The organism is Rhodospirillaceae bacterium (genome assembly GCA_018660465.1).
Lineage (GTDB): Bacteria > Pseudomonadota > Alphaproteobacteria > Rhodospirillales > JABJKH01 > JABJKH01.
Genome location: JABJKH010000088.1, coordinates 43,379 through 58,095 on the forward strand (window position 1 = coordinate 43,379; position 14,717 = coordinate 58,095).

Annotated in this window: 14 protein-coding genes; 8 read left to right on the plus strand and 6 right to left on the minus strand. The window is 52.0% G+C overall.

Features of this window, described 5'->3' with window-relative positions; genetic code table 11:
- Positions 1-103: 103 nt before the first annotated feature.
- The 3 genes from HOM51_14010 to HOM51_14020 are packed head-to-tail and all read left to right on the plus strand — an operon-like array spanning position 104 to position 3,418.
- Positions 104-661 carry a LemA family protein gene (locus HOM51_14010; GenBank protein MBT5035623.1) on the plus strand — a complete coding sequence of 186 codons (558 nt, stop codon included), beginning with the start codon at positions 104-106 and terminating at the stop codon, positions 659-661.
- Between the two features lie 29 nt (positions 662-690).
- Positions 691-2,583: a DUF2207 domain-containing protein gene (locus HOM51_14015; GenBank protein MBT5035624.1), complete on the plus strand. Its 1,893-nt coding sequence runs from the start codon at positions 691-693 to the stop codon at positions 2,581-2,583.
- A 28-nt stretch (positions 2,584-2,611) separates the two neighbouring features.
- Positions 2,612-3,418, plus strand: coding sequence for an SDR family oxidoreductase (locus HOM51_14020; GenBank protein MBT5035625.1), 807 nt, complete (start codon positions 2,612-2,614; stop codon positions 3,416-3,418).
- Positions 3,419-3,462: 44 nt separating this feature from the next.
- Here the strand turns inward: HOM51_14020 and HOM51_14025 are convergent, their stop codons facing one another.
- Entirely contained in the window at positions 3,463-3,786 is a 324-nt protein-coding gene (locus tag HOM51_14025) for a hypothetical protein (GenBank protein MBT5035626.1), read from the minus strand.
- A gap of 275 nt (positions 3,787-4,061) precedes the next feature.
- Here HOM51_14025 and HOM51_14030 point away from each other — a divergent pair, with 275 nt between their 5' ends.
- Positions 4,062-5,198: an MFS transporter gene (locus HOM51_14030; GenBank protein ID MBT5035627.1), complete on the plus strand. Its 1,137-nt coding sequence runs from the start codon at positions 4,062-4,064 to the stop codon at positions 5,196-5,198.
- On the opposite strand, the gene HOM51_14035 is transcribed toward HOM51_14030, so the two are convergent.
- The 3 genes from HOM51_14035 to HOM51_14045 all read right to left on the minus strand — a co-directional run bounded on the left by HOM51_14035 (position 5,195) and on the right by HOM51_14045 (position 8,143).
- Complete coding sequence (locus HOM51_14035) at positions 5,195-5,896, minus strand: maleate cis-trans isomerase (GenBank protein ID MBT5035628.1); 702 nt, start codon at positions 5,894-5,896, stop codon at positions 5,195-5,197. The genes HOM51_14030 and HOM51_14035 overlap by 4 nt on opposite strands.
- 87 nt (positions 5,897-5,983) lie before the next feature.
- Positions 5,984-7,351 (minus strand): glutamate--cysteine ligase, encoded by a 1,368-nt coding sequence (locus tag HOM51_14040; GenBank protein MBT5035629.1) that lies wholly within the window; start codon positions 7,349-7,351, stop codon positions 5,984-5,986.
- A gap of 45 nt (positions 7,352-7,396) precedes the next feature.
- On the minus strand, positions 7,397-8,143 hold the full coding sequence (locus HOM51_14045) for a 16S rRNA (uracil(1498)-N(3))-methyltransferase (GenBank protein ID MBT5035630.1): 747 nt from the start codon (positions 8,141-8,143) through the stop codon (positions 7,397-7,399).
- Positions 8,144-8,205: 62 nt separating this feature from the next.
- On the opposite strand from HOM51_14045, the gene HOM51_14050 reads away from it, so the two are divergent.
- A complete protein-coding gene (locus HOM51_14050; protein MBT5035631.1) occupies positions 8,206-9,123 on the plus strand; it encodes a 4-hydroxybenzoate octaprenyltransferase in 918 nt (305 codons plus the stop codon).
- 3 nt (positions 9,124-9,126) lie between these two features.
- On the opposite strand, the gene HOM51_14055 is transcribed toward HOM51_14050, so the two are convergent.
- Together HOM51_14055 and HOM51_14060 are read right to left on the minus strand one after the other, a co-directional pair.
- Complete coding sequence (locus HOM51_14055) at positions 9,127-9,849, minus strand: hypothetical protein (GenBank protein ID MBT5035632.1); 723 nt, start codon at positions 9,847-9,849, stop codon at positions 9,127-9,129.
- Between the two features lie 2 nt (positions 9,850-9,851).
- The gene (locus tag HOM51_14060; protein ID MBT5035633.1) at positions 9,852-11,636 is read right to left on the minus strand and encodes a GAF domain-containing protein; all 1,785 of its coding nucleotides are present in this window, start codon (positions 11,634-11,636) and stop codon (positions 9,852-9,854) included.
- Positions 11,637-11,836: 200 nt separating this feature from the next.
- Between HOM51_14060 and HOM51_14065 the strand changes: the two genes are divergently transcribed.
- From HOM51_14065 to HOM51_14075, 3 genes are read left to right on the plus strand one after another with little or no spacing between them, the layout of a single operon-like run.
- Entirely contained in the window at positions 11,837-13,360 is a 1,524-nt protein-coding gene (locus tag HOM51_14065; protein MBT5035634.1) for a UbiD family decarboxylase, read from the plus strand.
- A 10-nt stretch (positions 13,361-13,370) separates the two neighbouring features.
- Positions 13,371-14,261, plus strand: coding sequence for an ABC transporter substrate-binding protein (locus HOM51_14070; protein ID MBT5035635.1), 891 nt, complete (start codon positions 13,371-13,373; stop codon positions 14,259-14,261).
- Between the two features lie 36 nt (positions 14,262-14,297).
- Positions 14,298-14,663 carry a cupin domain-containing protein gene (locus HOM51_14075; GenBank protein MBT5035636.1) on the plus strand — a complete coding sequence of 122 codons (366 nt, stop codon included), beginning with the start codon at positions 14,298-14,300 and terminating at the stop codon, positions 14,661-14,663.
- Positions 14,664-14,717: the final 54 nt, after the last annotated feature.

A 14,717-nucleotide genomic window follows, 5' to 3' on the forward strand; every position in this document is an offset into this window, starting at 1 on the left:
CGCCGGTATAGGCCTGCTGCAAGGTAGGTTAGGCGGTTGTGCCAGGAACAGGGATTTGGCAGACTTACCTTCAGAACTCTGCCAGTGAGGAGGAATGCCTACTATGGAAGCGTTCGTTATTATTCTGAGCATCGTCGGGGTGATACTGCTCTGGGCGATTATGATCTATAATCGCTTGGTCCGGAAAAAGACCATGGTCGAAGAAGGTTGGAGCGGCATTGACGTCCAATTGAAACGCCGGGCAAATTTAATTCCCAACCTTATCGAGACCGTAAAGGGCTACGTCGGCCACGAAAAGGAAGTGCTGGAAAGCGTGACCGAGCTTCGTACCCGGTCGCTGAATGCGGGTGCACCAGGGGATAGAAGTCAAGTTGAGGGTCTATTAGGGGTGGCGCTCGGAAAATTATTTGCTGTTGCCGAGGATTATCCCGACCTAAAGGCGAACCAGAATTTTATTGAATTGCAAGGGTCTCTGGAGGAGACGGAAGAACAAATCCAACTGTCCCGGCGTTATTACAACGGGGCCGTACGCGACCTTAATATCCAGATTGATTCATTTCCGTCCAACTTAGTCGCCAATCATTTCCAGTTTCAAAAGGCTGAATTCTTTGAATTAGAAGATCCAGCGGCTCGTGCTGTTCCGACGGTATCGTTCGATTAGCCATGCGCACCTTCCGCCAAATATTTTTTGTGCAATTATTATTTTTTGGGGCGGCGTTGGTTCTATGCGCCAGCGGGGCTGTCGCCGCGCAAGAAGAAATTCTCAACTTCGAGAGTCAAATATCCGTGCATGGGGATTCAACCGTCACGGTCATAGAAACCATCACCGTGCAGAGCGCAGGCCAGGAAATTAAGCGCGGCATCTACCGTGACTTTCCGACAGCGTATACCAACCGTCAGGGCAATACAGTTCGCGCTGGATTCAAAGTGCTGGGCGTCACCCGGGAAGGCCAGACAATTGATTTCTGGGTCGAGAAGCGTTCCGATGGTCCCAGGGTTTACATGGGCAACAAAGATAAATTCATAAAGCCGGGCGTTCATACTTTCCAACTGACCTACAAAACGGATCGCCAGATTGGTTATTTTAAAGACTTCGACGAAATTTATTGGAATGTGACGGGCGACAGGTGGGCATTTCCAATCCGTCAGGCAGAGGCCGTGGTGCACTTGCCTGCTGGGGCCAAGGTTGTGCAAAGTGCTGCTTACACTGGTCGGCGGGGTTCGAAAGGTCAGGCGTATTCTGCAACGACCGATCTAGACGGCAGTCTCCGTTTTTCAACCACGAACCGGCTTAATCGGGGTGAAGGTCTGACCATTGCCGTTGCGTGGCCCAAGGGTTTTGTCGTTGAACCTAAGGGTGCCCAAAAGGCGACGCAGGTGCTCGAAGAAAATCTGAGCATTATCGCTGCACTGGTAGGCCTTCTTTTGGTCCTTGCCTATTACCTATTTGCCTGGAACCGGGTTGGTCGTGATCTGGTCGGTGGGCCAATTGTTCCGTTGTTTGAAGCCCCAAAGGGTTTTTCACCGGCGGCGTCGCGCTACCTTTCGAATATGCGATTCGACAACACGGTCTTTGCGGCTGCGGTTGTCAGCATGGCGGTAAAAGGGGCACTCAAGATCGAGGATGATAATGGAACCTTCTATGTAACTCGAACTTCAAGCGACACGGCTAATTTATCGCCGGGTGAAAAGGCATTGTCGAGGGTACTGTTTTCTGGCGCGCAATCCGTAGAGCTGGACAATGAAAACCACGGGAAAATTGGTGGAGCTCGGGGGGCTCTGGAGAAAAAATTAAAGCGGGAATTGGAAACCATCCACTTCAATACCAACCGCCTCTATTTATTGCCAGGCATCGTGCTTTCTGTAATCACCGTATTGTTTATTGCCGGTCTGTCATCTGACCACGAATTGGTCCTATTTATGGCGCTATGGGTTTCAGGGTGGACAGCGGGTTGCTATGGGCTCATCGTCAGGTCAATTAATACATGGAAGGCTGTTACCAACGGCGGCAAGGGTGTTATCACCGCGATCGTTAACACTTTATTTGCTGCCCCTTTCCTGATTGGCGAAGTTGCGGGGCTCATCTTTTTAGCAGACGCGGTATCGCTGCCGACGGCGTGTCTGATGGTCTTGATTGCGGCGTTTGTTCCGTTTTTCCACAACCTACTTCGCGCACCCACTCTCAAGGGTCGGCGAGTGATGGACCAGATCAACGGTTTTAAACTTTATCTCTCGGTGGCGGAGAAACATCGTCTGGAGGCTCTGCACCCGCCGAAGGAAACACCGGAGCTTTTTGAGGCTTATTTGCCTTACGCTCTGGCGCTTGATGTCGGCCACGAATGGAGTACGCGATTTGCCGGCCTGCTTTCGGGCGCTGGTAATGATCCTGGACGCGGCTACCAACCCGGCTGGTACTCAGGGTCATCATGGAACAGCCATGGACTTTCGGGCCTTGGTGATAATCTTAGCAATTCATTTTCTGACGCCCTCGGCTCATCTGCTACGGCTCCCAGCAGCAGCGGTAGCGGGGGCGGTGGATTTTCAGGTGGCGGCGGCGGTGGCGGTGGCGGGGGTGGATTTTGATTTGTATTAATTTCGGAGAAATTAAGAGATGCGACTAAAAGACAAAACAGCAATGATCATTGGCGCAGGGCAGGCCCCTGGGTCATCGCCGGCAATTGGCAATGGACGCGCAACGTCCGTATTATTCGCAAGAGAAGGGGCTCGTATTCTGGCCGTTGATCGTTATCTCGCCTCGGCAGAAGAAACCGTTGCCATGATCAAAGACGAAGGTGGTGAAGCAGCGGCGGTCGAAGCCGACGTGACGGATGAGGCCGCTGTCGAGGCCGCGGTTCAGGACTGCGTCGCGCGGTGGGGACGGATCGATATCCTGCATTATAATGTAGGAATGAGTGTTGAGGCTGGTGATGCACCGATGACTGAGATCACAACCGAGTCCTTTGATAAAATCGTTAGCGTCAATCTGCGCGGCATGGTCTACGCCTGCAAGCACACCTTGCCGGGGATGCGCGAGCAGGGGTCGGGAGCGATTGTCAGCATCTCTTCAATGGCAGCGTGGGAGAATTACCCCTGGGTCGGTTACAAGGCGACCAAATCGGCAATGATTGCGTTGACAGAACAGCTTGCCATCCAGAATGCAGAATATGGGGTGCGCGCCAATGTGATCCTACCAGGATTGATGGACACGCCCATGGCGGTTGATCGTCGGGCTGAGGCTTGGGGTCGATCACGGGAAGACGTCGCTGCCGAACGGGATGCGAAAATTCCGCTGTTGGGTAAAATGGGAACCGCCTGGGATGTTGCCTATGCCGCACTCTTTCTAGCGTCCGACGAAGCCAAATTCATCACTGGCGCGGCACTTCCGGTCGACGGCGGCCGAGGATGTAACATAGGATAGGGGGGGTAACATAGGGTAGGGGGGGCTAACGATTGCGCCTATTTCTATTTTCTTTCTAACCTTTGTCTTATAATGGCGTCTCTTTGTTCGACCATTTTGGCGATAGACTCACTTTCCCAGGCGCTTCGACAACGAGTTCCCAGGTCCTTAGAGTGTTGTAGCATCTCCAATCCGTCTTCGCGGCATTGTTGGATTTTCACCTTACAATTTTGCGCAGTATCTGCGAGATCTGAGAACTTAGACGCCATGGTCTTCATGTTATCGGAGTATAACCCAATTTCTGCAGTCAGGTTGAATTCCTGATTGTCGTTTGAAGCTCTATCAACATCGATGGAATTTCCAGAGTTGATAAAAATTTGACGCGCCATCGTAAAACTCCCGCTCTCAATTTACGTCATTGATGACAATATTAATTGAGCCCTGTTTCATTGAAATGAACGCCATGTGACAAAAATATTAACACATGTTACAGAAATAGTTTTACGTTGTGGCGGAATATGTGCGGGATTGCATGCGCTTAATAGAAGGTGTTAATTATCAGGCCTAGTGATCAATTTCTGATCGCAAATTCCGAAAGTAAATTATCTTGCAGCCTCAAAGACTTCGCCACCGGTTTTTGAACGTCGGCCACTTTGTTGATCATATGTTCGTGCTGATCTTCGCGAAGGCCGCGTTTAGCGCGGGTCTGGCGTTCGGGCTGGCGGAAGACGGTGCCTATGCCGAAATGATCCCGTATGGCATCCCGTCGCTGTTGCTGTACGGCGCGTGCGCCCCGGTCGCCGCATACCTGGCTGACAAATGGGACCGCAATGGCATGATCGTCGTCTTTTTTGTTGGTATTGGCCTCGCCTCTATCGCGACGAGTTTTGCCGAGACACCTCTGCAAATGGGCTTCGGGTTGGCCGTTCTCGGAATCTTTGCGGCAATCTATCACCCGGTCGGCGTTACCATGGTTATCCACGGCGGCGGCAACGTTGGCTGGCGGCTGGGGATTAACGGGGTTTGGGGTCACATGGGTGTCGCGGCGGCACCCTTGATTACGGGGTTCATCCTTGCAGATTTTGACTGGCGCATGGCGTTTATCGTGCCCGGCGTCATATCGATCATGATTGGTGTGGGATACGCTCAATTCGTCAAAAGGAGCCAGATTGAGCAGTTAGAAGCAATCGCTCGGGAAAAAGAAATGATCGGATTTGCACCCGGTTGGAAGCGGGCGCTTTGTGCGCTAACGCTGATAACAGCCGCAGGTGGCTTCATCTTTGGAACCATAACCTTCGTCATCCCGCGCATGTTCGAGGTAAGCTTGAGCGAGATTACTGTCGATGTCGCAACGACGGGAATGCTGGCGGCTCTGGTTTTCGCCGTTGCGTCCTTCGCTCAGCTTGTCACCGGGCGGATTGTCGACCGGCATCAAGTCCGTCCGATACTTATGACGGTAGCTTTGGGGCAACCGGTGTTCATTGGGCTGATGGCGCTGCAAACTGATTATGCGCTGTTCTTCGCAACACTGTTGGCATTGGCCTTCATCTTCGGACAAGTCCCGATTACGGATGCGGTCTTGTCGCGCTATGTACCTGACGAATGGCGGGCGAAGACGCTGTCCTTTAAATTTTTGCTGAATTTGATAATTGGGGCTCTGGCGCTTTTATGCGCGAGATATATTCTCGGTGCGGGTGGTGGATTTGGGATGGTAATGGCCGTAACAGCTGGTTCTGCGGTGATGATCGTAATCGGGGCGTTGTTGCTGCCGACCCAAGCGCAGGGCGAGAGGCTCGCTTAAGAGCCGCCCGCTAAGAGCCGCCCGCCACCCGAGGTGGGCACATCGTACCCCGATGTGAGCAGGGTGTGCCACATCGCCGTCGTGTTGCTTGTTAGCACAGGCTTGCCAAGTTCGTCCTCAAGTTCCTCTACGCCCTCTAAGGCGCGAAAATTTGTGCAGCTGATGAAGATGCCGTCTGCCTCGGGCGAATCCACCTCGCGAGCAAGCTTCATCGAATTCTCGGGCCCCAGGAACGCCGGGCACTCCGTGTCGAGCCCTTTTTCGGTAACGGTTTTTATTCCCTTATCTTCGAGATAGGCGACCAGCCGCTCGTTGAGCCATTTCGGATACGGTGAGGCAATGGCAACGCGGGAGATATCCATCGCGCGCATGGCCTCGACAAGAGCAGTCGATGTTGTCGTGGCGGGGATGCCGGTCCGTTCTTTGATTACCTCAATGATCTCCTGATCCATGCCGGGGCGCACGAAGCTGCCACCCGTGCATCCGAAGCAGATGGCATCTAGGCTCGCGTGGCCAAGAAGGTCAGCCAGATCTGGCACCTCGGTGAGCATGTGAAGAAGGGTTTCCTCCTCATCGTCGGTGTGTTTTATCCGGGTGAAATGAGTAGAGACGCCTTCCGGTGCAAGTCGCTGGCACTCGTATTCCATCACTGTGTTCCACGAGGGTACGATAAATCCCAGTTTTTTCTTCCAGTCCATTACGGCTCTCCTCACGGTATAATGATATTTGTGAAATGATAGATGACAGCAAAGCCCCGCACAACGGAACTTTTGTGAGGACATGACCTAGTAGGCGTATTCCCGAAAAACTTCTTCAACGTTGCCATGCCAACGCCCTTCATAAGCCGCCAGCAATTCTTCCGCTGGTGTCAGGCCTGATTCGGCAATTCGGAAAAGTGGTTTCAAGAAATGAGTTTCGTTCATGCCGACTTTGTCCAGGTTGTTCCGTTGGCTTAGACCTTGATGGGAGAGTTCCAACACGGCTTCAGCAATCTCCTGCGCCGTTCGGTTTCGCAACGTGGCGGCCAAGGCGAGTTTTGGGACGTCGGTTCGTAAAGTTTCCATTTCCTCAACGGTCCAGTCCTTAACCAAGTCCCAGGCTGCATCCAGAGAATTCTGATCGTATAGGAGCCCGACCCAGAATGCCGGTAACGCACATAATCGGTCCCAGGACCCGCCATCGGCACCGCGCATTTCAATGAATTGCTTTAATCTTACTTCGGGGAAGGCGGTGCTCAGGTGGTCTTCGAAATCTTTAATCGTCGGTCGTTCGCCAGGAAGAGCCTCCAACTTGCCAGCCATGAAGTCTTTGAAGGAATGACCCGCGACATCAATGTATTTCCCATCGCGATAGACGAAATACATCGGTACATCCAAGATGTAATCTACGTATCGCTCGAAACCGAATCCATCTTCAAAGACAAACGGCAACATGCCGCAACGGTCTGGGTCCGTGTCGGTCCAAATGTTGCTGCGGTAGCTTAAGAAACCGGACGGGCTGCCTTGTTTGAAGGGTGAATTTGCCCAAAGTGCTGTTGCGATAGGTTGTAGGGCCACCGCCACGCGAAACATTTTGACCATGTTTTCTTCGGAATTAAAATCAAGGTTCACTTGAACCGTGCAGGTAGCCTGCATCATCTCCAGGCCAAGGGTGCCACGCCGGGGCATATGGTCGCGCATGATTTTATAGCGGCCCTTTGGCATCCACGGCATGTCTGATGCGGTTAATTTAGGGTGGTAGCCCAGTCCTAAAAATCCGATGCCCATTCCTGCTGCCAGTTGCTTGACCTGCTTTAAATGTTCATGCACTTCGGAGCAGGTCTGATGCACGGTTTCCACCGGCGCGCCAGAAAGCTCGATCTGACCCGCTGGTTCTAGCGAGATAGAACTTTTATCATCTTTTTTCATGGCAATCGGATTGCCATTTTCCAAGACCGGCTCCCAACCGAATTGCGTGAGACCATCCAACAGCGCGCGGACGCCGACGTCGCCTTCGTATTCCAGCGGTTCTAAGGTATCCAAATGATAGGCGAATTTCTCATGTTCGGTACCGATTCGCCAGTTCTCACGGGGTTTGCAGCCCTGTTCGATATACTCAATAAGCGGTTTCTTATCACCGATACGCTCGCCATTCTGAGGGCTCAAAGAAGTCATCTAAAATTCCAATTAGCTCTTATATTGTAATAACTTGGGGCGGGGTTAGTCCCTTCCCCAGGCTCCGGTCAACGCTTGCCAACAGCTAAGCGCTGCCAATGCGGCAGTTTCAGCACGTAATATGCGGGGGCCGACACCGACCATCGTAACAAATGGTAATTTGCCCAAGGCGTCAAGTTCGGTGGTCTGGAATCCCCCTTCCGGGCCGACCACGAAACAGGCATCTGGTGTTTTCTTCTCACTTTTAATTATGGTCGGAAGAGGTCTTCCATTCCCAGTTTCATTTAGCACGAAAAGGGTTCGGTTCAAGAGGGGACCGTCCAGAAACGATTGTAACGTTTGGGCGGAATGAACCTTTGGTACATCCAAGCGACGACATTGTTCGGCGGCTTCTATCGCAATGGCTTGTAAGCGTTCGGCGTTAACCCGACTGGTCGCGGTGTTGACCGTAAAAATCGGGATCAGGGCAGAAACGCCAAGCTCGGTCGCTTTTTCAACTATGAAATCGGTGCGCGTTTTTTTGACTGGCGCAAACGCCAGCCAGGGGCCGTTGGTTGAAATTTGCCTCCGGGTCTGGATGTTAACGGTTAATTCGGCATTGGCCTTGCTAATTTGGCTGATGTGGCACTGCCATTCGCCGTCTTGGCCATTGAAGACATCAATAGGATCACCTGCATTACATCGCATGACTCGATTTAAATAATGGGCCTGATCTTTGTCGAGAACGAACTGAACGTTTGGGCTCAATTCATTTTCTACGTATAATCGAGCCTTCCCTTTGGATATTGTCATCATTAGTTACCTTAGGCGTTGACAGGTGATGGTACCTTGGAGTCGTATTACATATAGCCATGATGGATACGGTCAAGAGTTCAGCAAGTGATATTCCGACCGAGAGTTGGATCGACCGGCTAGCGCCTGCGCCAGCCCGGCCTTATTTGCGGCTGGCTCGAGTTGATCGACCAATCGGCACTTGGTTGCTGCTGTTCCCGTGTTGGTGGGGGCTGGCCCTTGCTTCTGAAGGGTGGCCCAATCCCTTGTACGCAACCTTATTTGTCATCGGAGCATTTGTAATGCGTGGTGCAGGGTGTACCATCAACGACATCGTTGATCGCAATTTTGATGGCCAAGTCGCCCGAACTTCCCTCCGCCCTATTCCCAATGGCGATATTACTGTATTCCAAGCCTTGGTATTCTTGGGGCTGCAGCTGGCTGTCGGGCTTGCTGTATTGCTGCAGTTCAATTGGTTCACGGTGGTCCTTGGGGCTTCGTCGTTGCTGTTGGTCGGGATTTATCCGTTTATGAAACGGATTACCTATTGGCCGCAGATTGTGCTGGGGCTGACCTTCAATTGGGGGGCGCTGATCGGATGGGCAGTTGTTTGGGGCGATGTCGGTCGTCCGGCATTGTTCCTCTATACGGCGTGCTTGTTCTGGACCTTGGGCTACGACACGATTTATGCGCATCAGGACAAAGAAGACGATTCAATGATTGGTCTTAAGTCGTCTGCTCTTCGACTTGGTAGTGGCACGAGGCCCTGGTTGTTCCTTTTCTACGGACTGACGACGTTCTTCCTATTTGGTGCAGGGTATTCGGCGGGACTGACCTGGCCGTTCTATGTTGCATTAGCCCTCGTCGCGGGTCATTTGGCTTGGCAGGCATCCCAAGTGGATATTAACAATTCCAAGGATTGCCTGGATAAATTTAAATCTAACCGCTGGGTTGGCTGGTTGGTCGTTGGCGGCGTGTTGGCCGGTCGGGTTGTGGTGTAAACGTTATAGTTCCCTCTTAAACCCAGAATAGGAAAATGGGATCGCGCTTGCTTCCAGCGCTTCTGTCCGGCGGTGCCGTAGGGTGGGATCGTCAATGCATCCCTGAATAAATTCTTCAAGTGGCATGCCCGGTTCCAGGTGGTCTCTGGCATGGATTTGGGCTTCCGGTTGAGAAAAAGACGGTCCATTTCGGTTTTTAGTTTTTATCTCAGACAGTGCGACAGCATCGCCATCTAAACTCATGCAACCCTGGAGACTGTTGTAAACGTATGCCTCCGATAGGGTGGGACCGTTTTCAACTTCAAGACGGATATCGGTTAAACATCCGTAGTCGTAATTAACGCCGAGCGATTCAGTCTCATGCATGCGGCCCAACTGAGCAGGGTTCAACCATGTAATGGAGAGTTCGCTCACGGCACCGGGGGCATGTTGCAGGGTTGCAGCGATGGAACCATAACCCGCAAAATGGGCTGAATACACGGAATCAAATTCGTGGAGTTCGGCGCGCGTTACAACCACCGGATCAGTTGGCCCATTCTTATACTTCCGAGCCAACTGTTCTGGCGAGCGATTAGAGCCCGATGCGATCACAGGCGTCAGTCCTTCCGTCAAAGTGGCAACGGATACGTCGCCCGCCAAGGCGGTATAATCGTCACCGGTTAAGACGTACGAATAATGCGGAATAAAAAACGGATAGGCCTGCGCGTGATCAATAGGGCTGACCATAATTAGCTAAGATATTGCTCGATATCGACTTCGTCCAACTGTTCAGGCAGCAGGTACATTTTTGCATAATCCTTGTAGACGCCTGACGTCAGGAACAGTTTGAACAAGTCTTCGTCGATGTGCTGATCCTTTTTCATGAACGACATAATCTTGATGCTATCGCTGAGCTTTTTGGGCATCTTATAGGGCCGGTCGGCGGCTGTTAGTGCTTCGAAAATGTCGGCAATAGCCATCGCGCGGGCTGGGATTGTCATATCTTCCTTGCTCAGTTTTTTCGGATATCCAGTACCGATCAAAGTTTCGTGGTGGCCTCCAGCGTATTCCGGCACCCGTGCGAGGTTCTTCGGGAACGGCAGATGCTCCAGCATGACAATGGTTTGTACCATGTGTTCGTTAATCTTAAAGCGGTCTTCGTTGGTTAGGGTGCCGCGACCAATGGTCAGGTTATAAATCTCACCTTTGTTGAACAGGTGCTCAGGCGTTTCCAGCTTGAAGCCGTAAGGATTGTCAGGCCCCATGACTGTCGAAGGATCACGGTCGAAAATATGTTCTTCTTTATCGGCAAGCAGTCTTTCTGTTACTGGCAGTGCCTTTGCAGGCGCACGTTCCATGCGCTTTAATTCTTCGTAGCCGACGCCTTTTCGATCATCCAAGGTTCGCGTCCACTCTATATCGGCGATCTGTTTGACTCGGTCGACCAGTTCAGGTGCCATGAATTCGCCGCCGACGTTGGATGTCGCGATGAAGTCAAAGTCATCGTCAATTTGAGCAAGCTTTTCTTCGTAGGATTTTTTTAGCGTCGCTTCGTCTTCTTTACCCTCTAATCGCGCCTTCAAATAATCGATTTCTGCGTCGCGTTTTAACACCTCGAAGCGCATGCGGATTTCGTGGATACGGTCGAAGATGGTTTCAAGCTTGGTCGCCTTGTCGACAACATATTCCGGCGTTGTCACCTTGCCGCAATCATGTAGCCACGCCGCGATGTGCAATTCGTAGGTTTCATCCTCGTCCATATCGAATTCTTTGAACGGGTCGGCATCAGAGTCGCAGGCTGCGGCAGCCAGCATCTTGGTCAGTTCAGGGACGCGTTGGCAGTGCCCGCCGGTATAAGGCGACTTGGCGTCAATCGCAGACGCGATCAACTCGATAAAGCTGTCCAGAAGCTTTTTCTGTGCTTCCAGGAGCAATTGGTTGTCGAGCGCCACGGCGGCCTGCGAAACCAAAGCTCGGATCAAGGGTTGAATACTATCACTGAAGGCGATGACTTCGCCGGTCTTTGGGTCTTGAGCATTGAGGAGTTGAATGACACCAATGACTTCGCCGTCATGATTTTTCAGCGGGACTGTCAGGAATGACTTAGAACGATAGCCGGTGCCTTGATCGAATTTTTTGGTGCCGGTGAAGTCGAATCGGCGGGTTTTATAGGCGTCTTTGATGTTGACGGTCTCGCCAGTGACGGCAGCATAACTGGCAATGTTTTTTTCATTGGGAGCGCCGGTTTTTGTGTCGTACATTTGGAGCGGCGGGAAAGGAATATCTTTTCCGGTGGTGCCACCCATGGCGATGTTTAGTGAGTCCGTTCGCATGATTTCGAACTTCAGGCCGTTATCTTCGTTCCGTAGATACAGTGTCCCGCCATCCGCGTTACACAGATCCTTGGCCTCCATAAGAATGTTTTCCATCAGGCGGTCATGATTATGCTCCGCTGAAAGCGCAATGCCGATTTCAATCAATCGGGCAAAGCTGTCGGCCCCAATGGGGTCCGTTTGTACAGAATTTTCCGGCATCTTAAAATATCCCGCCCATCCCCAGGTGTGATCGAAAAAGCGTATCGCCGATTAAAACCAAATACAACTTTACTAATATTAAATGCGCCCGTCGGTGATGGCCGTCACGGTAAATAAAAAATCTAAAAAAGGTGTGAAGATTCTTGACCTTAGCCTCTTCATCGGATGTCAATAGGGGCAAGAGTAGGGGAACATTAGCGATGGCATACGCCAGTCTACGTGACTTTTTGGATAAGTTGGAAAAAGACGGACAATTGGTCCGGGTGAGTGAGCCTGTCTCCACGGTTCTGGAAATGACTGAAATCCAGACGCGATTGATGGTTGATGGTGGGCCTGCCGTGCTGTTTGAAAATGTCCTGCGGGAAGACGGTCGTGCCTCTGATATCCCTGTACTGGTGAACTTATTCGGCACTGTCGAACGGGTCGCTTGGGGGATGAACCGAAAGCCTGACGAACTCCGCGAAGTTGGCGAGACACTGGCGTTTCTGCGTCAACCAGAACCACCTGGCGGCTGGCGCGAGGCTCTGGAAATGTTGCCATTGCTTAAAACAGTTATGGCGATGAAACCAAAAACCACCGGGTCGGCACCCTGCCAAGAAGTGGTTTGGACCGGCGACGATATTGATCTCGGAAAATTACCCATCCAGACTTGTTGGCCGGGGGAACCGGCGCCGCTGATCACCTGGCCATTGGTAGTGAGCCAGGGGCCTGATGCAAACACCAAAGGCGGCGATAAGCGCGACACCCCTAATCTCGGCATTTACCGCATGCAGGTCACAGGCCCGAAGACCACCCTGATGCGCTGGCTTAAGCACCGCGGCGGCGCACAGCAATTCGCCCGCTGGAAAGAAAAACGCGATGATCCAATGCCGGTGGCGGCGGTCTTGGGGGCTGATCCGGGGACGATCCTAGCAGCCGTTACACCAGTGCCCGATACGTTGTCCGAATATCAATTTGCCGGACTGTTGCGCGGCCAAAAGGTTGAACTGGTCGATTGCAAGACTGTACCGTTGCAAGTCCCAGCCACGGCTGAAATTGTGATAGAGGGACATGTTTCTCTCGAAGACATGGCCGATGAAGGCCCGTATGGCGATCACACAGGCTACTATAATTCAGTGGAATCTTTCCCCGTGTTTACGGTCAGCGCCATCACCATGCGCAAAGACCCGATTTATCTCTCGACCTATACCGGACGTCCGCCGGATGAGCCTTCGATTTTGGGTGAGGCATTGAACGATGTGTTCGTGCCGTTGTTCAAACAACAATTCCCAGAAATCACCGACTTCTGGTTACCACCGGAAGGCTGCTCGTACCGGATTGCGGTGGTGTCCATGAAGAAGGCCTATCCTGGCCATGCCAAGCGGATCATGCTGGGCGTCTGGTCGTACTTGCGCCAGTTCATGTATACCAAGTTCGTGATTGTCATTGATGATGATCTTAACGCCCGTGACTGGAACGACGTCATCTGGGCGATCTCAACCAACATGGATCCCGCTCGCGATGTCACCCTCATCGAAAACACCCCCATCGACTACCTCGACTTCGCCTCCCCCGAACCCAGCCTCGGCAGCAAAATGGGCTTGGACGCAACAGCAAAGCTATACCCCGAAACCAAACGCGAATGGGGTCGAAAGATTCGGATGACGGACGATGTTGTTGAAGAGGTGACAAAAAAATGGGAACAATACGGCCTGCCAGGCAATGGCAAACCAATTTGGAAATAGAGGAATCACCATGACCAAAATAAACATCCAATTCACATTATTCTCTGCCTTCTATACGCCGTTGATCTCCACCTTTGCCGGCGGGTTCTTGGCGGATGAGGGGTTGGAGGTTGATTGGTCTGTGGCACCGCCGGGGAAGTCGGCGATTGAGGCTTTGTTGGATGGCTCGGCGCATGTTGTGCAGTCGGCGCTCAGCCAAGGATTCACGACCCTCGCCAAAGGGGAAACACCGAAGACCGTCCACTTTGCGCAGATCAATGAGATGGATGGTTTCTTTGTAACGGGACGTGAAGCCGACCCTGACTTTTCCTGGGATAAGTTGGAAGGGGCTGATGTGGTTCTGTTTGGCGGGGGGCAACCCAAGGCCATGTTCATGTACGCATGCCATAAGGCCGGGATCGACTTTGATAAGATCAATCCAATTAATCCAGGCGGTGCGGCTGATATTGATAAAGCGTTCCGCGACGGCCAAGGACAATACGTCGTTCAACAAGGACCGTTCCCGCAGCAATTAGAGGCGGATGGCGTCGGCCACGTTGTTGCTCAAGTCGGCACACAAATTGGGCCGTGTGGATTTTCCAGTCTCTGCACAATGCGGGAATGGTTGGATACGGACATGGCTAAGGCTTTTATGCGCGGATACAAAAAAACGCGGGCTTGGATCAATGAGACCCCGGCGGCTGAAATCGCTAAGGCTGAAAAAGAATATTTTCCGAAAATTGACGAAAGCGTACTCGCCGATTGCATCGCGACCTATCAGCAACTTGGCTGTTGGACACCGCATGTAGAAATCACCGAGGAAGCCTATGGCGTTACCCAGGACGTATTCGAGCACTTCGGGACGCTGAAAGAACGCTACGCCTATGATCTGGTCTGCGCCAAGCCACCCGCAGGCGAATAGCTAAATTCGTAACAATCAAATTAATGGGAATTTGTCATGGCTCAATATTTTTATAATACCAAGGAAATGGAAAACCGGCTTGCCGGTGAAAAATACTCAACGACTAACGGAGCTTGGGTCGATGGTGAGCGGGTTATATTTGGCAAGCTAACTATTCCAACTGGAACACGCGCTGAACCACACAGCCATCCCAACGAACAATTTATAATTATATTGGGCGGGCAAGCGCAGGTGACAATTGAGGGCGAGGAAAGGGTCGTTGGCGAAGACGACATCATTCATATCCCGGCCGGAGCCATCCATTCGACGGTTGTCATTGGTGACGACGACCTGACATTCGTTACGGCGAAAGATACGAGTTGGGGTATTCAGGGTATTCCTGCGGATGAAGCGGGCGGGTAAGAGTATTAATCTTTTATATATTAGATAAAAAAGATGTAATAACTGCTGCTTGTC